The following is a 21,015-nucleotide window of genomic DNA, read 5'->3' as shown; positions in this document are numbered from 1 at the left end:
CGGATGCCTCGGCTGCGGCCGAGGCATCCGCTCACCTTCCCCGTCCTTCCCTTCCTGATTCCCCGGAGGAACTCCCGTGGCACAAGACGTGCTCACCGACCTGAACAAGGTCCGCAACATCGGCATCATGGCGCACATCGATGCCGGCAAGACCACCACGACCGAGCGCATCCTGTTCTACACGGGCGTCAACCACAAGATCGGCGAGACCCACGACGGCGCCTCGACGACCGACTGGATGGAGCAGGAGAAGGAGCGCGGCATCACCATCACGTCCGCCGCGGTCACCTGTTACTGGAACAAGAACCAGATCAACATCATCGACACCCCCGGCCACGTGGACTTCACGGTCGAGGTGGAGCGTTCGCTCCGCGTGCTCGACGGTGCGGTCGCCGTCTTCGACGGCAAGGAGGGCGTCGAGCCCCAGTCCGAGACCGTCTGGCGCCAGGCCGACAAGTACAACGTCCCGCGCATCTGCTTCGTCAACAAGATGGACAAGCTCGGCGCCGACTTCTACTTCACGGTCGACACGATCGTCTCGCGCCTCGGTGCGAAGCCGCTCGTGCTGCAGCTGCCGATCGGTTCCGAGTCGTCCTTCGAGGGCGTCGTCGACCTGGTCGAGATGCGTGCACTCACCTGGCGCGGTGACGCGAAGGGTGACGTCAAGATGGGCGCCGAGTACGCCATCGAAGAGATCCCCGCCGACCTCGTCGAGAAGGCCGAGCAGTACCGCCAGCAGCTCCTCGAGACCGTCGCCGAGTCCGACGACGCGCTGCTCGAGAAGTTCTTCGGTGGCGAAGAGCTCACGACCGCCGAGATCAAGGGCGCGATCCGCAAGCTCACCGTGAACTCGGAGATCTACCCCGTGCTCTGCGGCTCCGCGTTCAAGAACCGCGGTGTGCAGCCGATGCTCGACGCCGTCATCGACTACCTCCCGTCGCCGCTCGACGTGCCCGCCATCGAGGCGCACGACGCTCGCGACGAGGAGAAGGTCGTCATGCGTCACGCTGACGCGTCGGAGCCGTTCACGGCGCTCGCGTTCAAGGTCGCCGTGCACCCGTTCTTCGGTCGCCTCACCTACGTCCGCGTCTACTCCGGTCGCCTCGACAGCGGCGCCCAGGTCGTCAACTCGACCAAGGGCAAGAAGGAGCGCATCGGCAAGATCTTCCAGATGCACGCCAACAAGGAGATCCCGATCGACTCGGTGACCGCCGGCAACATCTACGCGGTCATCGGCCTCAAGGACACCACCACGGGTGACACGCTCTGCGACCCGAACGAGCAGGTCGTGCTCGAGTCGATGACGTTCCCCGAGCCGGTGATCGAGGTCGCGATCGAGCCGAAGACCAAGGCCGACCAGGAGAAGCTCGGCACGGCGATCCAGAAGCTCGCCGAGGAAGACCCCACCTTCCGCACCGAGCAGAACCAGGAGACCGGTCAGACGGTCATCAAGGGCATGGGCGAGCTCCACCTCGACATCCTCGTCGACCGCATGAAGCGCGAGTTCAACGTCGAGGCCAACGTGGGCAAGCCGCAGGTCGCGTACCGCGAGACCATCAAGCGCGCGGTCGAGAAGCACGACTACACGCACAAGAAGCAGACCGGTGGTTCCGGCCAGTTCGCGAAGATCCAGTTCGCGATCGAGCCGCTCGTGATCGAAGGCGACAAGATCTACGAGTTCGAGAACAAGGTCACGGGTGGCCGCGTTCCGCGCGAGTACATCCCCTCGGTCGACGCCGGGTTCCGCGATGCCATGCAGTACGGCATCCTCGCGGGCTACCCGATGGTCGGCGTGAAGGCGAGCCTGCTCGATGGTGCGGCCCACGACGTCGACTCCTCGGAGATGGCGTTCAAGATCGCGGGCTCCATGGGCTTCAAGGAGGCCGCTCGCAAGGCGCAGCCCGTCTTGCTCGAACCGCTGATGAGCGTCGAGGTCCGTACTCCTGAGGAGTACATGGGCGACGTCATCGGCGACCTGAACTCGCGCCGCGGCCAGATCCAGTCCATGGAGGACGCCGCCGGTGTGAAGGTCGTGCGTGCGCACGTCCCGCTCTCGGAGATGTTCGGGTACATCGGTGACCTGCGGTCGAAGACCTCGGGCCGAGCGGTGTACTCGATGGAGTTCGAGAGCTACGCGGAGGTCCCGAAGGCTGTCGCCGACGAGATCGTCCAGAAGAACAAGGGCGAGTAGCTTTCCACGAAGCTCGGGCCCTGCCCGCACGACCCCGTCGGGTCGCGTAACATAACAACACAACCCCGTAGCTCACCGGTCGCAATCCAGCGCCCGGGGTTCCTACACGAGTCCTGAGGAGGACCCACAGTGGCTAAGGCCAAGTTCGAGCGGACCAAGCCGCACGTCAACATCGGCACGATCGGTCACGTCGACCACGGCAAGACGACGCTCACCGCCGCGATCTCGAAGGTGCTCGCCGACAAGTACCCGTCGGCCACCAACGTGCAGCGCGACTTCGCGTCGATCGACTCGGCTCCCGAGGAGCGCCAGCGCGGCATCACGATCAACATCTCGCACGTCGAGTACGAGACGCCGAAGCGCCACTACGCGCACGTCGACGCCCCGGGTCACGCTGACTACATCAAGAACATGATCACCGGTGCCGCTCAGATGGACGGCGCGATCCTCGTGGTCGCGGCGACCGACGGCCCGATGGCCCAGACGCGTGAGCACGTGCTGCTCGCCAAGCAGGTCGGCGTGCCCTACCTGCTCGTCGCGCTGAACAAGGCCGACATGGTCGACGACGAGGAGATCCTGGAGCTCGTCGAGCTCGAGGTCTCCGAGCTGCTCGCGAGCCAGGGCTTCGCCGAGGACGCGCCGGTCGTGCGCGTCTCGGGCCTCAAGGCGCTCGAGGGCGACGAGAAGTGGGTCCAGTCGATCGTCGACCTCATGGAGGCCGTCGACAACTCGATCCCCGACCCGGTGCGTGACAAGGACAAGCCGTTCCTCATGCCCGTCGAGGACGTCTTCACCATCACCGGCCGTGGCACGGTCGTCACGGGCCGCGCCGAGCGTGGCACGCTGAAGATCAACTCCGAGGTCGAGATCGTCGGCATCCGCCCGACGCAGAAGACCACGGTCACGGGTATCGAGATGTTCCACAAGCAGCTCGACGAGGCCTGGGCCGGCGAGAACTGTGGTCTGCTCCTCCGCGGCACCAAGCGCGAGGACGTGGAGCGCGGCCAGGTCGTCGTCGCACCGGGTTCGGTCACGCCGCACACGAACTTCGAGGGCACCGCGTACATCCTGTCCAAGGACGAGGGTGGGCGTCACAACCCGTTCTACGCGAACTACCGCCCGCAGTTCTACTTCCGTACCACGGACGTCACCGGCGTCATCACGCTGCCCGAGGGCACCGAGATGGTCATGCCCGGCGACACCACCGACATGACGGTCGAGCTGATCCAGCCGATCGCCATGGAGGAGGGCCTCGGCTTCGCCATCCGTGAGGGTGGTCGCACGGTCGGTGCCGGTACGGTCACCAAGATCGTCAAGTAAGTCCTCGGTCTTACCGATCTCCTGGACGGGGTCGGGCCTTCGGGCCCGGCCCCGTTCGCCGTTTCGGGCGCCTCCCGTGTTTCCCGCACATTTCTCGGAGCGGAGAGGTCGCAATTGCTTTCCGGCGTTCTCCCAGCCCTCGTTCGGGGGTCATGCATACGCTGGTATGAATGGGGCCTGCGCACTCTGAACGAACCCGCACCGCGGTCCGCCCGGAGATCCAAGCCCTCCGCGCGGTCGCCGTGGGCGCGGTCGTTCTCCATCACGGCTGGCCGGCCGTCGCGCCGGCCGGGTATATGGGCGTCGACGTCTTCTTCGTCGTCTCCGGCTTCCTGATCACCGGACTGCTGCTCCGGGACGTCGCACGCACCGGCCGGATGCATCTCGGTGACTTCTATCTGCGTCGCGCGCGGCGCATCCTGCCCGCCGCGATCGCGGTCCTCGCGGCCGTGTCGGTCGCGACGCTGCTCCTCGTCCCGCAGCGGATGTGGGGCAGCTGGTTCCGCGAGTTCATCGCGAGCGCCCTGTACTACCAGAACTGGCTCCTCCTGGCCGACTCGCAGAACCCGGCCCGCGGCGACCTCCGGTCGAGCCCGGTCCAGCACTTCTGGTCGCTCTCGGTCGAGGAGCAGTTCTACCTCGCGTGGCCGCTGCTCCTCATCCTGGGGCTCTGGATCGCGACGCGCTGGCGGGCCAACCGCGTCGTCGCGCTCACGGTCGTGCTCGGCTCGGTGACCGCCGCCTCGTTCGTGTACTCGATCGCGGCGACGGCGGCCGATCACAACGTCGCCTACTTCTCGACGCTGACGCGGGCGTGGGAGTTCGGCGTCGGCGGGCTGCTCGCGCTCCTCGCGGTCAGTCCGCTGGCCGGACGGCACCGACTGCGGTCAGCGGTGTCCTGGGTCGGGCTCGCACTGATCTTCGTGCCGATCGTCACCTTCCGGATGCCTGAGGCGTTCCCGGGGCTGATCGTCGGCCTGCCCGTCGTCGGCACGCTGGCGGTCATCTGGGCGGGCATGCCGCAGGCCGCCTGGTCACCGGCCCGCGTCGCCGGCCTCCGGCCGGTGCAGTGGCTCGGTGACGTCTCCTACTCGTTGTACCTCTGGCACTGGCCGATCTTCATGTTCGTGCCCTACCTCACCGGCATGCCGAGTCCGGCCTGGCTCATGGCGATCCTCGTGGCCGTCGCCATCACCGTCGCGGGCCTGTCGAAGCGGTACATCGAGGATCCGTTCCGGCGGTCGGGACACGTGCTGAACCGTCGCCCGGTCCTGCTTCTCGGCGGACTCACGATGGCGATCGCGCTCGTCGTCGGCATCGGTGCAGTGGCACATGGCGTGGCGGAGGAGCGACGGCTGGCGTGCGCGGTCCGCGACGACGGCTGAGCGGCGTCGGTCGGCGCGTCACGCGGGCGACGCGCGAGCGCGACACGCCCGGGTTGCACGGATGCCTCGACTGTGGCAAACTCGTTGAGTTCAACATTTCGAACGGTGTGCCCTGCGCGCCGTTCGAATCACTGCCAGGCAGTGCATAGCCACCGGTTCCGCGAGGGACGTCGGGGTCAGGCTAGGCCGCGGGTAGCAGAACACGACAACCGACACCTCCTTCGTTCAGGACATCTGTGCGCTCTGGCGGTGCCGGTGGCTCGCGGGTCGAGCGTGTCGAGGCCATCGTGTGTTCACATGCGAGAAGCCGTGCTGCGAAAGTGGCGCGCGGTGCCTTCGACAGGCTCGATCACGGCCTTTGACAGCAGAACAGTGGTGCAGCATCAGCGGTACTACGCGGCGTCCGATGCCCTCGGAAGGGGTAAGACGCCATAACAGAGAGAGAGTCAGCAATGGCGGGACAGAAGATCCGCATTCGACTGAAGTCGTATGACCACGAGGTCATCGACACCTCGGCGCGCAAGATCGTCGACACGGTGACCCGCGCGGGCGCCACGGTCGTCGGCCCCGTGCCGCTTCCGACGGAGAAGAACGTGGTGTGCGTCATCCGTTCGCCCCACAAGTACAAGGACAGCCGCGAGCACTTCGAGATGCGCACCCACAAGCGTCTGATCGACATCGTGGACCCGACGCCCAAGGCCGTCGACTCGCTCATGCGTCTCGACCTCCCGGCCGACGTCAACATCGAGATCAAGCTCTGAGGTATCTGATGTCCACCGCTACCAAGAACGTGAAGGGCCTGCTCGGCACGAAGCTCGGCATGACCCAGGTGTGGGACGAGAACAACAAGCTCATCCCCGTCACCGTCATCGAGATCGCGCCGAACGTGGTCACCCAGGTCCGCACCCCCGAGAAGGACGGCTACAGCGCCGTGCAGATCGCGGCCGGTGCCATCGACCCGCGCAAGGTCACCCAGCCCCTCCAGGGTCACTTCAAGGCCGCCGGCGTCACGCCCCGCCGCCACGTGACCGAGATCCGCACCGCGGACGCCGCCGAGTACTCGGCGGGCCAGGAGCTGGCCATCGACGGTGCCTTCGAGGCCGGCCAGCTGGTCGACGTCGTCGGCACGTCGAAGGGCAAGGGCTTCGCCGGTGTCATGAAGCGCCACAACTTCAAGGGCGTCTCCGCCTCGCACGGTGCGCACCGTAACCACCGCAAGCCCGGTTCGATCGGTGCTTCGTCGACCCCCAGCCGTGTCTTCAAGGGCATGCGCATGGCCGGTCGCATGGGTGGCGAGCGCGTGACCGTGCTCAACCTCCGCGTGCACGCCGTCGACGCCGAGAAGGGTCTGCTGCTCGTCAAGGGCGCCGTCCCCGGCGCGCGCGGCCGTCTCGTGTTCGTCCGCAACGCTGTGAAGGGGGCCTAGCCCATGGCTACCGCCAACACCATCGACGTCCTCGACGTCACCGGCAAGAAGACCGGTTCGGTCGAGCTGCCCGCCGAGCTCTTCGACGTGCAGACCAACGTTCCGCTGCTCCACCAGGTCGTCGTCGCGCAGCTCGCGGCCGCGCGTCAGGGGACGCACAAGACCAAGACGCGCGGCGAGGTCTCGGGTTCGGGTCGCAAGCCGTTCAAGCAGAAGGGCACCGGCCGCGCCCGTCAGGGCTCGGTGCGTATGCCGCAGCACACCGGCGGTGGCACCGTCCACGGCCCGCAGCCGCGCGACTACTCGCAGCGCACGCCCAAGAAGATGATCGCCGCTGCCCTGCTCGGCGCCCTCTCGGACCGCGCCCGCGGCGGCCGCGTGCACGCGGTCGAGGGCTTCGCAGCCGGCGACGTGGCGAAGACCCGCAACGCCCTCGCGCTGCTCACGGCCATCGCCCCGGCGAAGCACTACCTCGTGGTGCTGACGCGTGACGAGGAGCTCAGCGAGCGCGCCGTCCGCAACATCCCGACCGTGCACGTCCTGCCGGTCGACCAGCTGAACGCCTACGACGTGCTCGTCTCGGACGACATCGTCTTCAGCACGGCCGCGCTCGAGGCGTTCGTCGCCGCGAAGGCTGCCAAGAAGGAAGAGGTCTCGGCATGAGCGCCGCGCACAACAAGGACCCGCGCGACATCATCATCGCGCCGGTCGTCTCGGAGAAGAGCTACGGCCTGATCGACGAGGGCAAGTACACGTTCATCGTGGACCCCCGGTCGAACAAGACCGAGATCAAGCTCGCGATCGAGAAGATCTTCAACGTCCAGGTGGCGTCGATCAACACCCTGAACCGTCAGGGCAAGACCCGTCGGACCCGCTTCGGCATGGGCAAGCGCAAGGACACCAAGCGCGCGATCGTCACCCTGAAGTCCGGTTCCATCGACATCTTCACGGCTGTCGGCTGAGGAGCGTAAGAAAACATGGCTATTCGTAAGTACAAGCCCACGACCCCGGGTCGCCGCGGTTCGTCCGTCGCCGACTTCGCCGAGGTCACGCGCTCGACCCCCGAGAAGTCGCTGCTCCGTCCGCTCTCGAAGACCGGCGGCCGCAACAACCAGGGGCGCATCACCACGCGCCACATCGGTGGTGGCCACAAGCGTCAGTACCGTGTCATCGACTTCCGTCGCAATGACAAGGACGGCGTGCCCGCCAAGGTCGCGCACATCGAGTACGACCCGAACCGCACGGCGCGCATCGCGCTGCTGCACTTCGCGGACGGCACCAAGCGGTACATCATCGCTCCGGACAAGCTCAAGCAGGGCGACCCGATCGAGTCGGGCCCCGGCGCCGACATCAAGCCGGGCAACAACCTGCCGCTGCGCAACATCCCGACGGGTACCGTGATCCACGCGATCGAGCTCCGCCCCGGTGGCGGCGCGAAGATGGCCCGCTCGGCCGGCGCCTCGGTGCGTCTGGTCGCCAAGGACGGCCCGTACGCGCAGCTCCGACTGCCCTCGGGCGAGATCCGCAACGTCGACGCGCGTTGCCGCGCGACGATCGGCGAGGTCGGCAACGCCGAGCAGTCGAACATCAACTGGGGCAAGGCCGGCCGCAAGCGCTGGAAGGGCGTCCGCCCGACCGTGCGCGGTGTCGCCATGAACCCGGTCGACCACCCCCACGGTGGTGGTGAGGGCAAGACCTCCGGTGGTCGTCACCCGGTCAGCCCCTGGGGTCAGCCCGAGGGCCGCACGCGTCGCCCCAACAAGGAAAGCGACAAGCTCATCGTCCGTCGTCGCACCGTCGGCAAGAAGCGCAAGTAGGAGTAAGAGAAGATGCCTCGCAGTCTCAAAAAGGGCCCCTTCGTCGACGAGCACCTGCTTCGCAAGGTCGTCGTCCAGAACGAGGCGGGCAGCAAGAACGTCATCAAGACGTGGTCGCGTCGCTCGATGATCATCCCGGCCATGCTGGGTCACACGATCGCCGTGCACGACGGCCGCAAGCACATCCCGGTGTTCGTCACCGAGACCATGGTGGGTCACAAGCTCGGCGAGTTCGCGCCCACCCGCACCTTCCGTGGACACGTGAAGGACGACAAGAAGGGCCGCCGCCGCTGACCGCGGTGGTGTGAAGGAGGAAGAAATGGTGGAGTCGATCGCCCGCGTGCGACACATCCGCGTCACCCCCATGAAGGCTCGCCGCGTCGTCAACCTGATCCGCGGCAAGCAGGCTCAGGAGGCCCTCGCCATCCTGAAGTTCGCCCCTCAGGGTGCGAGCGAGCCCGTATACAAGCTCGTCGCCTCGGCCATCGCGAACGCTCGCGTCAAGGCCGATGCCACGAACACCTACCTGGACGAGCAAGACCTGTACATCACGCGCGCATTCGTCGATGAGGGCACCACCCTCAAGCGTTTCCAGCCGCGTGCTCAGGGCCGTGCCTTCCGCATCAACAAGCGAACGAGCCACATCACCGTTGTGCTCGCCACGCCCGAGGAGGGTACGAAGTAATGGGTCAGAAGGTCAACCCGTACGGCTTCCGTCTCGGCATCACTACCGACCACGTGTCGCGGTGGTTCTCCGACTCGACGAAGCCCGGCCAGCGCTACGCCGACTACCTCGCAGAGGACGTCAAGATCCGTCGTCTGCTGCAGACGTCGCTCGACCGTGCCGGCGTCTCGCGCATCGAGATCGAGCGCACCCGTGACCGGGTCCGCGTCGACATCCACACCGCCCGCCCGGGCATCGTGATCGGCCGCCGCGGCGCCGAGGCCGAGCGCATCCGCGCCGACCTCGAGAAGCTCACCAAGAAGCAGATCCAGCTCAACATCCTCGAGGTCAAGAACCCCGAGGCCGACGCCCAGCTCGTCGCGCAGGGCATCGCGGAGCAGCTCTCGGCTCGTGTGGCGTTCCGCCGTGCGATGCGCAAGGGACTGCAGGGTGCGCAGCGCGCCGGCGCCAAGGGCGTCCGGATCCAGGTGTCGGGTCGTCTCGGCGGCGCCGAGATGAGCCGCTCGGAGTTCTACCGCGAAGGCCGTGTGCCCCTGCACACGCTCCGCGCGAACATCGACTACGGCTTCTACGAGGCCAAGACCACCTTCGGCCGCATCGGCGTGAAGGTCTGGATCTACAAGGGCGACATCACGAACAAGGAGCTCGCCCGCGAGCAGGCTTCGCAGAAGCCGTCGCGCGAGCGCAGCGACCGTCCCCGCCGCGACCGTGCCCCCAAGGCCGAGCCGGTGGCAGCAGGAGTTGAGGCATAACCATGTTGATTCCCCGTCGAGTCAAGTACCGCAAGCAGCACCACCCCGGCCGTTCCGGCCAGGCCACCGGCGGCACGAAGGTTTCCTTCGGCGAGTTCGGCATCCAGGCCCTGACCCCCGCCTACGTGACGAACCGTCAGATCGAGTCCGCTCGTATCGCCATGACGCGTCACATCAAGCGTGGCGGCAAGGTGTGGATCAACATCTACCCCGACCGTCCGCTCACGAAGAAGCCGGCCGAGACCCGCATGGGTTCCGGTAAGGGCTCGCCCGAGTGGTGGGTCGCCAACGTCAAGCCGGGTCGCGTCCTCTTCGAGGTCTCGGGCGTCGACGAGCAGCTCGCTCGCGAGGCCATGACCCGTGCCATCCACAAGCTGCCCCTCAAGGCACGCATCATCAAGCGCGAGGAGGGCGACGCGTAATGGCTGTCGGAACTAAGGGGCTCGAGTCCGTCGAGCTCGACACCTTCGAAGACGAGCGTCTCGTCGACGAGCTCAAGAAGGCCAAGGAAGAGCTGTTCAACCTGCGCTTCCAGGCGGCCACCGGTCAGCTCGAGAGCCACGGGCGTCTGCGCGCGGTCAAGAAGGACATCGCGCGCATCTACACCGTGATCCGTGAGCGTGAGCTCGGGATCCGGGCGACCCCGGCTCCGGTCGAGGCTGCGCCTGCGGCGGAGAAGAAGACGAAGAAGAAGGCCAAGGCCGAGGCGACCGCGCCGGCTGAGGCCGACGAGACGAAGGAGGCCTGATCATGGCTGAGACCAAGAAGGCTGCTGCAGCCGAGGTCGCCGAGACGGCCGAGTCCCGCCCGTACCGCAAGGTGCGTCGCGGCTACGTCGTCAGCGACAAGATGGACAAGACCATCGTCGTCGAGGTCGAGGACCGCGTGAAGCACCCCCTCTACGGCAAGGTCATCCGCCGCACCTCCAAGGTGAAGGCGCACGACGAGCAGAACACCGCCGGTATCGGCGACCTGGTCGTCATCTCCGAGACCCGCCCGCTGAGCGCGACCAAGCGCTGGCGCCTGGTCGAGATCGCCGAGAAGGCCAAGTAAGCCTCGGGCTTGCTTGTAAGAAGGAGTTCACAGTGCTTCAGCAAGAATCACGACTCAAGGTCGCCGACAACACCGGCGCCAAGGAGCTGCTCACGATTCGCGTCCTCGGTGGTTCGAAGCGTCGCTACGCCGGCCTCGGTGACACCATCGTCGCGACGGTCAAGGACGCCATCCCCGGCGGCAACGTGAAGAAGGGCGATGTGGTCAAGGCCGTCATCGTCCGCACCAAGAAGGAGACCCGTCGTCCGGACGGCTCCTACATCAAGTTCGACGAGAACGCCGCGGTGATCCTCAAGAACGACGGTGACCCCCGTGGCACCCGCATCTTCGGCCCGGTGGGCCGCGAGCTGCGCGACAAGAAGTTCATGAAGATCGTCTCGCTGGCGCCGGAGGTTATCTAAGCCATGGCCAACATCAAGAAGGGTGACCTCGTGCAGGTCATCTCGGGCCGCAGCCAGGCCCGCGGTGGCGACCGCGGCAAGCAGGGCAAGGTGCTCGAGGTGCTCGTCGCACAGAACCGTGTCGTCGTCGAGGGCGTGAACTACGTCACGAAGCACGTCCGCGTCGGACAGACGCAGCGCGGCACGAAGACCGGCGGCATCGAGACGATGGAGGCGCCGATCCACGTGTCGAACGTCCAGCTCGTCGACCCCGAGACGAAGAAGCCGACCCGCGTCGGCTTCCGCGAAGAGACCGTCACCAAGGATGGCGTCACCAAGACGGTCCGCGTCCGCTACGCCAAGAAGTCAGGTAAGGACCTGTAATGACCGACACCGCAGCTGCTGCGCAGGCTGGCACCATCCAGCCGCGCCTCAAGCAGAAGTACCGGACTGAGATCACCAAGACGCTCACCGAGGCCAACGGCTACACGAACCCGCACCAGGTGCCGGGTCTCGTGAAGATCGTGGTCAACATGGGTGTGGGCGAGGCCGCGCGCGATGGCAAGATCATCGACGGCGCCATCGCAGATCTCACCAAGATCACCGGCCAGAAGCCGCAGGTCACCAAGGCCCGCAAGTCGATCGCCCAGTTCAAGCTTCGCGAGGGTCAGCCCATCGGCGCCCACGTGACGCTTCGCGGCGACCGCATGTGGGAGTTCCTCGACCGCCTGCTCTCGCTGGCGCTGCCCCGCATCCGCGACTTCCGCGGACTGTCGGACCGGCAGTTCGACGGCACCGGCAACTACACCTTCGGTCTCACGGAGCAGAGCGTGTTCCACGAGATCGACCAGGACAAGATCGACCGGGTTCGTGGCATGGACATCACCGTGGTGACCGACGCCAAGACCGACGACGAGGGTCGTGCGCTGCTCAAGGCGCTCGGCTTCCCGTTCAAGTCCAACGAGACCGCGTAGTAGACTCGATGAGTTTGCGTCCGTCACCGGCCGGTCCCCGCGCTCGTCGCGGGGCCGGCCGGCGGCGAGCATCCGGTGGTCCGCAACCGCGGGCCACCACCATCACAGGTCAGTCCCCGTGTAACGGGTCCTGAAACCTGGTGAACGTAAGGAACCATTCGTCATGACGATGACCGACCCGGTCGCTGACATGCTGACGCGCCTGCGCAACGCCAATTCGGCACACCACGACTCCGTCGCGATGCCGAACTCGAAGCTCAAGGCCCACATCGCCGAGATCCTGAAGAGCGAGGGCTACATCGCGGACTTCGAGGTGACCGACGCGCGCGTCGGCAAGACCCTCACGCTGACGCTCAAGTTCGGCCCCAACCGCGAGCGTTCGATCGCGGGCATCAAGCGGGTCTCGAAGCCCGGCCTCCGCGTCTACGCGAAGTCGACCGAGCTGCCCAAGGTGCTCGGTGGCCTCGGCGTCGCGATCCTGTCCACTTCCAGCGGTCTGCTCACCGACCGTCAGGCCGAGAAGAAGGGCGTGGGTGGGGAAGTCCTCGCCTACGTGTGGTAAATCCATGTCACGAATCGGACGACTCCCCATCGACATCCCCGCCGGTGTCGACGTGAAGATCGACGGCTCGGCCGTCACCGTCAAGGGCCCGAAGGGCGAGCTCTCGCTCACCGTCGCCAGCCCCATCGAGGTCACGCTCGAGGACAACCAGGTCCTCGTCACCCGGCCCGACGACGAGCGCCTCTCGCGCTCGCTGCACGGCCTGACCCGCACGCTCATCGCGAACAACATCGTCGGGGTCACCCAGGGCTACTCCAAGGGCCTTGAGATCGTCGGTACCGGATACCGCGTCGCCCAGAAGGGCTCGTCGGTCGAGTTCGCGCTCGGCTTCTCGCACCCGGTGACGGTCGATGCGCCCGCCGGCATCACGTTCGCGGTCGAGGGCAACAACAAGCTCACCGTGTCGGGCATCGACAAGCAGGCCGTCGGTGAGACCGCTGCGAACATCCGCAAGATCAAGAAGCCCGAGCCGTACAAGGGCAAGGGCATCCGCTACGCCGGCGAGGTCGTGCGTCGCAAGGCCGGAAAGTCAGGTAAGTAATCATGGCTGTGAAGACCAAGACGGCTGCGCGTTCGCGCCGTCACACCCGCCTTCGCAAGAAGATCGTGGGCACCGAGGTGCGTCCGCGCCTCGTCGTCACCCGTTCGGCCCGCCACGTCTTCGTGCAGGTCGTCGACGACAGCAAGGGCCTCACCGTGGCGTCCGCTTCCACCATGGAAGCCGACCTGCGTGCGTTCGACGGTGACAAGACCGCCAAGGCCCGCAAGGTCGGCGAGCTCGTCGCGGAGCGTGCCAAGTCCGCCGGCATCGAGGACGTCGTCTTCGACCGCGGTGGCAACAAGTACGCCGGACGCGTCGCGGCGATCGCCGAAGGCGCCCGAGAGGCAGGGCTGAACCTGTGACCGACAACAAGAAGGAGTCCGAGGTGGCCACCGCAGAGGCACAGGCACCCGTCGAGACGGCCGCGTCGTCCGCGCCGCCGCGCAACGAGCGCGACGGCCGTCGTGGCGGCGGTCGTGACCGCGGCCAGGGCCGTGACCGTGGCGGTCGTGACGCCGACAAGAGCCAGTTCCTCGAGCGCGTGGTGACCATCAACCGCGTGTCGAAGGTCGTCAAGGGCGGTCGTCGCTTCAGCTTCACGGCGCTGGTCGTCGTGGGCGACGGCAACGGCATGGTGGGTGTCGGCTACGGCAAGGCCCGCGAGGTCCCGACGGCGATCTCGAAGGGCGTCGAGGAGGCGAAGAAGAACTTCTTCCGCGTGCCTCGCGTCGGCGCGACCATCCCGCACCCGGTCCAGGGTGAGGCGGCTGCGGGCGTCGTCCTGCTCCGTCCGGCCTCCGCCGGTACCGGCGTCATCGCCGGTGGTCCGGTGCGCGCCGTCCTCGAATGCGCCGGTATCCACGACGTGCTGAGCAAGTCGCTCGGTTCGTCGAACACCATCAACATCGTGCACGCCACGGTCGAGGCGCTCCAGCAGCTCGAGGAGCCCCGCGCCGTCGCCGCCCGTCGTGGTCTCGACTACGACGAGGTCGCGCCGGCCCGTCTCGTGCGCGCCGAGGCTCGTGCGGCTGAGGCCGCCGCGGCAGCGAAGGCAGGTTCCTGATGGCCAAGCAGCTGAAGGTGACCCAGATCAAGTCCAAGGTGAGCGAGAAGCAGTACCAGCGCGACACGCTGCGCAGCCTCGGACTCAAGCGCATCGGGGCGTCCGTCGTCCGTGAGGACACGCCGCAGAACCGCGGCTACATCAACACGGTCGCCCACCTGGTGAAGGTTGAGGAGATTGACTAATGGCTGACGAGAAGAACGTCGCCGAAGAGGTCGCGGAGGCCCTCAAGAAGGCTCCCGCGAAGAAGGCTGCCGCCGAGAAGGCGCCCGCGAAGAAGGCTGCCGCCGACAAGGCACCCGCCAAGAAGGCCGCCGCCGACAAGGCACCCGCCAAGAAGGCCGATGCCGACAAGGCGCCGGCGAAGAAGGCCGACGCCGACGCGGCCCCGTCCACGAAGGCTCCGTCCACGAAGGCTCCGGCGAAGAAGGCTGCGGCCAAGAAGGCGCCCGCCAAGGACGTGGCCGAGCCTCGCGAGCAGGTCCTCAAGGTGCACCATCTGCGCCCCGCGCCCGGTGCGAAGAAGGACAAGACCCGCGTCGGACGCGGTGAGGGTTCGAAGGGCAAGACCGCCGGTCGCGGCACGAAGGGCTCGAAGGCCCGCACGACCGTGCGTCCCGGCTTCGAGGGTGGGCAGCTTCCGTACCACATGCGTGCGCCGAAGCTGCGCGGCTTCAAGAACCCGTTCCGCGTGGAGTACCAGGTGGTCAACCTCGGCAAGCTCTCCGAGCTGTACCCCCAGGGCGGCGACGTCACCGTCGCAGACCTGGTGGCCAAGGGCGCGGTCCGCAAGAATGAGCGCGTGAAGGTCCTCGGCAACGGCGACCTGCAGGTGAAGCTCAACGTCTCGGTCGACAAGGTCTCGGGTTCCGCCGAGCAGAAGATCGTGGCGGCGGGCGGCTCGGTCAACTAGCCACGCCGATACATCGGATTCGAGCCTGTCGGGTTCCCTCGCGTATGATGCACGGGGGTCTCGACAGGCTCGAGCCGCATATGGACTGACTCCACGACGGAGCAAGAATGACTCCACGCTGGAGTCACAGGAGGACGAGAGTGTTCAACGCCATCGGGCGCATCTTCCGCACCCCCGATCTTCGACGCAAGCTCGGCTTCACGCTGGCCATCGTCGCCCTGTTCCGCCTGGGGTCGTTCATCCCTGCGCCGTTCGTGGACTTCAACAACGTGCAGGCGTGTCTCGCGTCGACGTCGGCCGATGCGTCGGGCCTGTACGAGCTGGTGAACGTCTTCTCAGGCGGTGCGCTGCTGCAGCTGTCGATCTTCGCGCTGGGCATCATGCCCTACATCACGGCGTCGATCATCGTGCAGCTGCTTCGCGTGGTGATCCCTCACTTCGAGACCCTGTACAAAGAGGGCCAGTCCGGCCAGGGCAAGCTGACGCAGTACACGCGGTACCTGACCATCGCCCTCGCCGTCCTGCAGTCGACGACGCTCATCACGGTCGCCCGGAGCGGCGCGCTGTTCAGCGGGGCGACCGCGACCGAGTGCCAGCAGCTCATCACGAACGACGCCTGGTACGCGATCATGCTCATGGTCATCACCATGACCGCCGGCACCGGTCTCATCATGTGGTTCGGTGAGCTCATCACCGAGCGCGGCATCGGCAACGGCATGTCGCTCCTCATCTTCACCTCGATCGCCGCGACGTTCCCCGGCTCGCTGTGGAACATCGCGATGGTGCGCGGCTTCGACACCTTCGCGATCGTCATCCTGATCGGCCTCGTGATCGTTCTCGCGGTCGTCTTCGTCGAGCAGTCGCAGCGACGCGTCCCGGTGCAGTACGCGAAGCGCATGGTCGGTCGCCGCACGTACGGCGGCAACAACACCTATATCCCGATCAAGGTGAACATGGCGGGCGTCGTGCCGGTCATCTTCGCGTCCTCCCTGCTGTACCTGCCCGCGCTGATCGCACAGTTCAACCAGCCGGCGGCCGGCGAAGACCCGCAGCCGTGGGTCGTCTGGATCCAGAACTACCTCACGCAGGGCAGCCACCCGCTGTACATGCTGTTGTACTTCCTGCTCATCGTCGGCTTCACGTACTTCTACGTCGCGATCACGTTCAACCCGGACGACGTCGCCGAGAACATGAAGAAGTACGGCGGCTTCATCCCCGGCATCCGCGCGGGCCGGCCCACCGCCGAGTATCTCGACTATGTGCTCACGCGCATCACGTTCCCCGGCTCGCTGTACCTCGGCCTCGTGGCACTGATCCCGCTGATCGCGTTCGCGCTGGTCGGCGCCGACCAGAACTTCCCGTTCGGTGGCGCGTCCATCCTGATCATCGTCGGCGTCGGCCTCGAGACGGTGAAGCAGATCGACGCCCAGCTGCAGCAGCGCCACTACGAAGGGCTTCTCCGATGACCGCTCCCGCCACGCATGCCCGTTTCCTCATCGTCGGGCCGCAGGGGTCGGGCAAAGGCACGCAGGGCATCATCGTGGCGCGTGCCTTCGGCGTCCCGCAGGTCGCCACCGGCGACATCTTCCGCGCGAACGTCGCGGGCGGCACCGAGCTCGGTGCCCGGGTGCAGGCCATCATCGAAGCCGGCAACCTCGTGCCCGACGAGCTCACGAGCGAGCTCGTGCGCGACCGGCTCGCCCAGCCCGACGCCGCGAACGGCTTCGTGCTCGACGGCTACCCCCGCAATCGCGGTCAGGTCGCCGACCTCGACGCGTTCCTCACCCCGCGTGACGAGCAGCTCGACGCGGTGATCGAGCTCGCGGTGCCACGTGACGAATCGATCTCACGCCTCCTGCAGCGCGCGACCGAGCAGGGCCGCACCGACGACACCGAAGAGGTCATCTCGAAGCGACTCGAGATCTATGAGCGCGAGACCGCGCCGATCCTCGACGACTACCGTTCACGCGGGCTGGTCGTCCGGGTCGACGGCGTCGGCACGCTCGACGAGGTGACCGAGCGCATCTTCTCGGCGCTCGCGGCGCGCGGCCTCGTCGCCGCCCATCCCGGCGCAGCCTGAGCGGCGTGTTCGGCCGGTCGATCTACAAGTCGCGCTCCGAGCTTCGCGCGATGCAGCCGGCCGGCGCGGCGACGGCGGCGGCGCTCGCGGAGGCCCGGCGACTGCTCGCGGTCGGGGCGACGCCGCTCGAGCTCGACGCGGCGGCCGAGCGGGTGATCGTCGGCCTCGGCGGGCGCTCGAACTTCAAGCTCGTGCCGGGCTACCGGCACACGCTGTGCATCTCGGTCGACGACGACGTCGTCCACGGCATCCCCGGCGGCCGGCCGTTCCGGCCCGGTGACATCGTGTCCGTCGACGGTGGTGCCGAGGTCGACGGGTGGAACGGCGACGCGGCGTTCACCGTCGTCGTGCCCGACCCGGCCCGGCCCGAGGTCGTCGCCGCACGTGAAGCGCTTGCCGCGGTGACCGAGCACGCGCTGTGGACCGGCGTCGCGACGCTCGCTCGCGCCCGTCACCTCAATGAGGTCGGCGCCGCGATCGAAGACGCCGTGCGCGCAGAGGGCGACTACGGCATCCTCACCGACTATGTCGGGCACGGCGTCGGCCGACAGATGCACGAGGAGCCGCCGGTCTTCAACTACCGGGTCGACCGTCGCAGCCCCGTGGTGAAGCCCGGCCTCGTCGTGGCGATCGAGCCCATGATCGTCGCGGGGTCCATCGACACGTTCGTGCGTGATGACGACTGGACCGTGACGACCTCGGACGGCGCCGACGCCGCCCACGTCGAGCACACCGTGGCGGTGCACCACGACGGCATCTGGGTGCTCACCGCCGAGGACGGCGGTGCTGCCGCGCTCGCCCGCTACGGCATCACCCCGGTGCCGATCCCATAACCCCGCCCGCCCCGCCCCCGCCCCTCACCCGCCCCGCCCGGCCCTCGCCGCCCCGCCCGCCCCCGGCGAATGATGACGAAACGACGCGAACACGGCCCCAGATCGTCCACACTCGGCGGATTTCGGTATCACTGGGCAGGCTGAGGCAGGCCCGGAGGGCCGGCCGAGGGCGGCTCAGGCCGCGGGTTCCATCAGCCGGGCGAGCTCGGCGACGAGCCCCGCGTGGTCGGTCGCACCGCGCACGAGGCGCAGCACGTTCTCCCGCTCCGCGAACGCCTCGACGAACTGATCGAAGACCTCCTGGAACTCGGCGCGACCACTGTCGGCGAACGCGATGAGCGCGACCACGTGCACGGGGGTGCCGGCCCAGTCGATCGCCACGTCGTCGACGGCGATGGCGATCGCCGTGCGTCGCGCACTCATGGTCATCGCGTGCGGCACCGCGAGGTGGTCGGCGAACGCGGTCGACGACATACGCTCGCGCTCGACCGCGCCGTCGACATAGGCCCGGTCGACCGCCCCGCCTTCGATGAGGCGCTCGCCGAGCATCCGGATGACGTCCTCGCGGTCGAGGCCGCGCATGCCGCGGACGAAGAACCCGGGCTCGATCGTGTCCGCCAAGCGCGCGGCGAGCCGCGCCGTGCGCCGTGCGCGGCGGAGCGAGACCACCTCGGCGCGCACGCGCTCGAGGTCCTCGGTCGTCGGCAGCGGCGCCACGAGGACGAGTCTCGGGACCGGGACGGCCGGTGGCACCACCGCGACGACGAGGTCGGCGGCCGAGACATCCGTCGATGCGGCGAGCGTGACCGACACGCCGTCGCCGGCCGTCTCGGCGACGCGCGCCGCGAGCGTGTCACGCAGGTCGTGATACGCGGGCGCATCGATCGCGATGCTGACCTCGTCGGCCGCTCGGCGACGATCCAGATGCGCGCCGAGGTGCATGGCGAGGTACGCGATCTCGTCGTCGTTGACCCGGATGCCATCGGTGCGCATGAGCTCGCTCGCGACGTACACCGCGAGCTCATAGATGAGGGGGTAGGCGGATTTGATCTGCGCGGTCAGCGGATTGCGCGAGAACGCGCGGTCGGCCGAGCGCGCCGCGAGGTTGTCGACATGCAGCGCGAGCCGGTCGATGAACTCGTCGTCGGTGAGGTCCACCAGGTATTCGGATGCCGCGCGCCGCACGATGCCGCGCACGAGCGCCGCCCGTGGCGAGACCAGCGGGTCGCCCGTGTCCACGCGTCGCGTGGCGGCGCGGGTCCGGGTCAGGCGCGAGAGGTGTGCGAGGTCGGCCGCCGGGAGCCGAACCCCGAGCAGATCGCTGACGAGCGCGTCGAGCAGTGCGTCGATCGGGTCGTCGCCCGCTCCGCGGCCGGGCACGGTGGCATCGGCATCGGCATCGGCATCGGCATCGGCATCGGCATCGGCATCGGCATCGGCATCGGGTTCGTGAACGTGCCGTTCGTCGAGCGAGCGGTCGCGGGTGACCCGGTCGACCGCGATCGCGAGGTGCAGGAGCACGTCGTCGATCGCGTACTCGTTCGGGGCGTACCCCGCGTCGTCCAGCCCCGCGATGAGCGCGTCGCGGAACCCCGGAAGCGCCGGGAACCTGCGGCGCAGCGCATCCAGCGCAACCCGGCCGCGAGCCGATTCCTCGCGGAAGAGCTCGCCGAGTACCCGGCGCCGTGCAGCTTCCGGGCCGGCGAGCCGCAGGATCGGGCCGTGACGATCGAGCGCGAGTCCGGTTCCGTCGAGTCTCGCGCGCACGCGGCTGAGGTCGCCCTCGAGCGTCGACTCGCTGACGTGCAGGTCGGCCGCGGTCTCGAACAGGTCCACGCCGTCTTCGGCGTCGACGAGGCGCCGGATCAGCAGCGCCTGCCGCCCGCCGGGGCGGTCGCGGGGGTCAGCCGGCCGCTCGCTGCGCGCGGCGAGGGCGGCGAGGTCGACGCGGTATCCGTCGGGGCCGGATCGGATCACCGCAGGCTCGCCCGCTGCGTTGGCCGTCGCGACCCAGGAGCGGACGGTTCGCGTGGTGACGCCGAGCCGGTCGGCCAGCTGGGCTGCGGTCGTCCAGCCGTCGACGCGCATGAGGTCGTCGATGAGATGCTGCCATCGCTCGCCCACGCCCCCAGTCAACCATCGGTGCAGACCCGGCGGGGCGATCCGGCTGGCGTTTTCCGGGGGTGCGGAAGTGAATCGGGTGGCGGACGCCCCGCGCGAGCGGCCAGGATCGAATCGATCGCGGTATGGACACCGCGCGGGCGATGCGGCCGGTGAGGAGGCGCGAGCATGCGAGTGATCGTGGTCTGCGGCGCCGGTGCATCGAGCACGTTCGTGGCGCACCGCCTCCGGCGCACGGCCGCCTCGCGCGGCATCGCCCTCGACGCCCGGCCGACGAGCATGTCCCAGCTCGCGACCGAGCTCGAGGACGCCGATGTGCTGCTGGTGGGGGCGCACCTCGGCGCGCAGCTTCACGAGCTGCGCGCGCTCGCCGACGCGGCATCCGTGCCGATCGCGATCCTGCCGGAGACCGTCGCCGCCGGCGACGGCCGGGCAGCCCTCGACCTCGCCCTCGAGACCCACGGAGCGGCATCGTGAACGCGTGTCAAGCGGCGCTGCGCGCCGTGGCCGCGGGCTATGGTGATCGAGGGAACGGATGCCAGCGACAGCGACGGGAACCGGAAACATGGTGGAACGCACAGTTCGGATCGGATCGACGCACGGCCTGCACGCCAGGCCGGCCAAACTCTTCACCCAAGCGGCCGCCGCGTCCGGCGCATCCGTCACGATCGCCAAGAACGGCAGTGCCCCCGTCAACGCGGCGAGCATCCTGGCCGTCATCTCCCAGGGCATCGATCACGGCGACGAGGTCACCCTCGTCGTCGACGGCGGCGACGAACAGCGTGTGCTGGACGAGCTCCTCGAGCTGCTCAGCACCGACCACGACGAGTAACGAGGGTCGGTACGCCGACACCACCGGGAGGTCAGCGTGAACGAGATCCACGGCATCGGCATCGGGCAGGGCGTCGCCGTCGGTCCG

The 21,015-nt window shown here is 67.8% G+C and carries 29 protein-coding genes; 28 read left to right on the top strand and 1 reads right to left on the bottom strand.

The genetic code is table 11. The annotated features are described in order from the left end of the window. Positions 1-76: 76 nt before the first annotated feature. The 26 genes from fusA to map all read left to right on the top strand — a co-directional run bounded on the left by fusA (position 77) and on the right by map (position 17,975). Positions 77-2,191, top strand: a complete 2,115-nt coding sequence (gene fusA / locus QU602_RS14390) for an elongation factor G (RefSeq protein WP_308797145.1) — start codon at positions 77-79, stop codon at positions 2,189-2,191. A 129-nt stretch (positions 2,192-2,320) separates the two neighbouring features. Then, on the top strand, positions 2,321-3,511 hold the full coding sequence (gene tuf, locus QU602_RS14385) for an elongation factor Tu (RefSeq protein ID WP_308797144.1): 1,191 nt from the start codon (positions 2,321-2,323) through the stop codon (positions 3,509-3,511). 170 nt (positions 3,512-3,681) lie between these two features. Continuing rightward, positions 3,682-4,896, top strand: a complete 1,215-nt coding sequence (locus tag QU602_RS14380; protein WP_308797143.1) for an acyltransferase family protein — start codon at positions 3,682-3,684, stop codon at positions 4,894-4,896. Positions 4,897-5,348: 452 nt separating this feature from the next. Beyond that, the gene (gene rpsJ, locus QU602_RS14375; RefSeq protein WP_017201594.1) at positions 5,349-5,657 is read left to right on the top strand and encodes a 30S ribosomal protein S10; all 309 of its coding nucleotides are present in this window, start codon (positions 5,349-5,351) and stop codon (positions 5,655-5,657) included. 8 nt (positions 5,658-5,665) lie between these two features. Further along, positions 5,666-6,322: a 50S ribosomal protein L3 gene (rplC, locus tag QU602_RS14370; RefSeq protein ID WP_308797142.1), complete on the top strand. Its 657-nt coding sequence runs from the start codon at positions 5,666-5,668 to the stop codon at positions 6,320-6,322. 3 nt (positions 6,323-6,325) lie between these two features. Then, complete coding sequence (gene rplD, locus QU602_RS14365) at positions 6,326-6,985, top strand: 50S ribosomal protein L4 (RefSeq protein ID WP_308797141.1); 660 nt, start codon at positions 6,326-6,328, stop codon at positions 6,983-6,985. Further along, positions 6,982-7,284: a 50S ribosomal protein L23 gene (gene rplW, locus QU602_RS14360; RefSeq protein WP_153685731.1), complete on the top strand. Its 303-nt coding sequence runs from the start codon at positions 6,982-6,984 to the stop codon at positions 7,282-7,284. The genes rplD and rplW overlap by 4 nt, the downstream gene beginning before the upstream one ends. Before the next feature lie 15 nt (positions 7,285-7,299). Then, positions 7,300-8,139 carry a 50S ribosomal protein L2 gene (gene rplB, locus QU602_RS14355; protein WP_308797140.1) on the top strand — a complete coding sequence of 280 codons (840 nt, stop codon included), beginning with the start codon at positions 7,300-7,302 and terminating at the stop codon, positions 8,137-8,139. Between the two features lie 12 nt (positions 8,140-8,151). Next, a complete protein-coding gene (rpsS, locus tag QU602_RS14350; protein WP_022889728.1) occupies positions 8,152-8,433 on the top strand; it encodes a 30S ribosomal protein S19 in 282 nt (93 codons plus the stop codon). 25 nt (positions 8,434-8,458) lie between these two features. Then, positions 8,459-8,824, top strand: a complete 366-nt coding sequence (rplV, locus tag QU602_RS14345) for a 50S ribosomal protein L22 (protein ID WP_308797139.1) — start codon at positions 8,459-8,461, stop codon at positions 8,822-8,824. Next, a complete protein-coding gene (rpsC, locus tag QU602_RS14340; RefSeq protein ID WP_308797138.1) occupies positions 8,824-9,576 on the top strand; it encodes a 30S ribosomal protein S3 in 753 nt (250 codons plus the stop codon). Before rplV ends, rpsC begins: the two co-directional genes overlap by 1 nt. 2 nt (positions 9,577-9,578) lie before the next feature. Then, a complete protein-coding gene (gene rplP / locus QU602_RS14335; RefSeq protein WP_308797137.1) occupies positions 9,579-9,998 on the top strand; it encodes a 50S ribosomal protein L16 in 420 nt (139 codons plus the stop codon). Then, positions 9,998-10,324: a 50S ribosomal protein L29 gene (rpmC, locus tag QU602_RS14330; RefSeq protein WP_308797136.1), complete on the top strand. Its 327-nt coding sequence runs from the start codon at positions 9,998-10,000 to the stop codon at positions 10,322-10,324. Before rplP ends, rpmC begins: the two co-directional genes overlap by 1 nt. Before the next feature lie 2 nt (positions 10,325-10,326). Further along, positions 10,327-10,629: a 30S ribosomal protein S17 gene (rpsQ, locus tag QU602_RS14325; protein WP_308797135.1), complete on the top strand. Its 303-nt coding sequence runs from the start codon at positions 10,327-10,329 to the stop codon at positions 10,627-10,629. Positions 10,630-10,661: 32 nt separating this feature from the next. Then, complete coding sequence (rplN, locus tag QU602_RS14320) at positions 10,662-11,030, top strand: 50S ribosomal protein L14 (RefSeq protein WP_308797134.1); 369 nt, start codon at positions 10,662-10,664, stop codon at positions 11,028-11,030. Positions 11,031-11,033: 3 nt separating this feature from the next. After that, positions 11,034-11,393, top strand: coding sequence for a 50S ribosomal protein L24 (gene rplX / locus QU602_RS14315; protein ID WP_308797133.1), 360 nt, complete (start codon positions 11,034-11,036; stop codon positions 11,391-11,393). Beyond that, entirely contained in the window at positions 11,393-11,983 is a 591-nt protein-coding gene (gene rplE, locus QU602_RS14310; RefSeq protein ID WP_308797132.1) for a 50S ribosomal protein L5, read from the top strand. Before rplX ends, rplE begins: the two co-directional genes overlap by 1 nt. Positions 11,984-12,146: 163 nt before the next feature. Then, positions 12,147-12,545, top strand: a complete 399-nt coding sequence (gene rpsH, locus QU602_RS14305) for a 30S ribosomal protein S8 (protein ID WP_308797131.1) — start codon at positions 12,147-12,149, stop codon at positions 12,543-12,545. Between the two features lie 4 nt (positions 12,546-12,549). Beyond that, on the top strand, positions 12,550-13,086 hold the full coding sequence (gene rplF, locus QU602_RS14300) for a 50S ribosomal protein L6 (protein WP_308797130.1): 537 nt from the start codon (positions 12,550-12,552) through the stop codon (positions 13,084-13,086). A gap of 2 nt (positions 13,087-13,088) precedes the next feature. Next, a complete protein-coding gene (gene rplR, locus QU602_RS14295; RefSeq protein ID WP_308797129.1) occupies positions 13,089-13,448 on the top strand; it encodes a 50S ribosomal protein L18 in 360 nt (119 codons plus the stop codon). Beyond that, positions 13,445-14,149: a 30S ribosomal protein S5 gene (rpsE, locus tag QU602_RS14290; RefSeq protein ID WP_308797128.1), complete on the top strand. Its 705-nt coding sequence runs from the start codon at positions 13,445-13,447 to the stop codon at positions 14,147-14,149. Before rplR ends, rpsE begins: the two co-directional genes overlap by 4 nt. Then, the gene (gene rpmD / locus QU602_RS14285; protein ID WP_308797127.1) at positions 14,149-14,334 is read left to right on the top strand and encodes a 50S ribosomal protein L30; all 186 of its coding nucleotides are present in this window, start codon (positions 14,149-14,151) and stop codon (positions 14,332-14,334) included. The genes rpsE and rpmD overlap by 1 nt, the downstream gene beginning before the upstream one ends. Continuing rightward, positions 14,334-15,062: a 50S ribosomal protein L15 gene (gene rplO, locus QU602_RS14280; RefSeq protein WP_308797126.1), complete on the top strand. Its 729-nt coding sequence runs from the start codon at positions 14,334-14,336 to the stop codon at positions 15,060-15,062. The genes rpmD and rplO overlap by 1 nt, the downstream gene beginning before the upstream one ends. A gap of 140 nt (positions 15,063-15,202) precedes the next feature. Then, positions 15,203-16,528 carry a preprotein translocase subunit SecY gene (gene secY / locus QU602_RS14275; RefSeq protein ID WP_308797125.1) on the top strand — a complete coding sequence of 442 codons (1,326 nt, stop codon included), beginning with the start codon at positions 15,203-15,205 and terminating at the stop codon, positions 16,526-16,528. After that, on the top strand, positions 16,525-17,142 hold the full coding sequence (locus QU602_RS14270) for an adenylate kinase (protein ID WP_308797124.1): 618 nt from the start codon (positions 16,525-16,527) through the stop codon (positions 17,140-17,142). Before secY ends, QU602_RS14270 begins: the two co-directional genes overlap by 4 nt. A gap of 50 nt (positions 17,143-17,192) precedes the next feature. Then, complete coding sequence (gene map, locus QU602_RS14265; protein WP_373692943.1) at positions 17,193-17,975, top strand: type I methionyl aminopeptidase; 783 nt, start codon at positions 17,193-17,195, stop codon at positions 17,973-17,975. A gap of 174 nt (positions 17,976-18,149) precedes the next feature. Here the strand turns inward: map and QU602_RS14260 are convergent, their stop codons facing one another. Continuing rightward, positions 18,150-20,099 (bottom strand): BglG family transcription antiterminator, encoded by a 1,950-nt coding sequence (locus QU602_RS14260; protein ID WP_308797122.1) that lies wholly within the window; start codon positions 20,097-20,099, stop codon positions 18,150-18,152. Between the two features lie 165 nt (positions 20,100-20,264). On the opposite strand from QU602_RS14260, the gene QU602_RS14255 reads away from it, so the two are divergent. Together QU602_RS14255 and QU602_RS14250 are read left to right on the top strand one after the other, a co-directional pair. Continuing rightward, positions 20,265-20,573 (top strand): PTS sugar transporter subunit IIB, encoded by a 309-nt coding sequence (locus tag QU602_RS14255; RefSeq protein ID WP_308797121.1) that lies wholly within the window; start codon positions 20,265-20,267, stop codon positions 20,571-20,573. An 88-nt stretch (positions 20,574-20,661) separates the two neighbouring features. After that, a complete protein-coding gene (locus QU602_RS14250) occupies positions 20,662-20,928 on the top strand; it encodes an HPr family phosphocarrier protein (protein WP_308797120.1) in 267 nt (88 codons plus the stop codon). Positions 20,929-21,015: the final 87 nt, after the last annotated feature.

Origin of the sequence: Agromyces protaetiae, assembly GCF_030866785.1 — a bacterium.
In the GTDB taxonomy this organism is placed as follows: domain Bacteria; phylum Actinomycetota; class Actinomycetes; order Actinomycetales; family Microbacteriaceae; genus Agromyces; species Agromyces silvae.
Note: the sequence above shows the minus strand (reverse complement) of the source record. Positions and strands in the feature narration are given on the sequence as shown.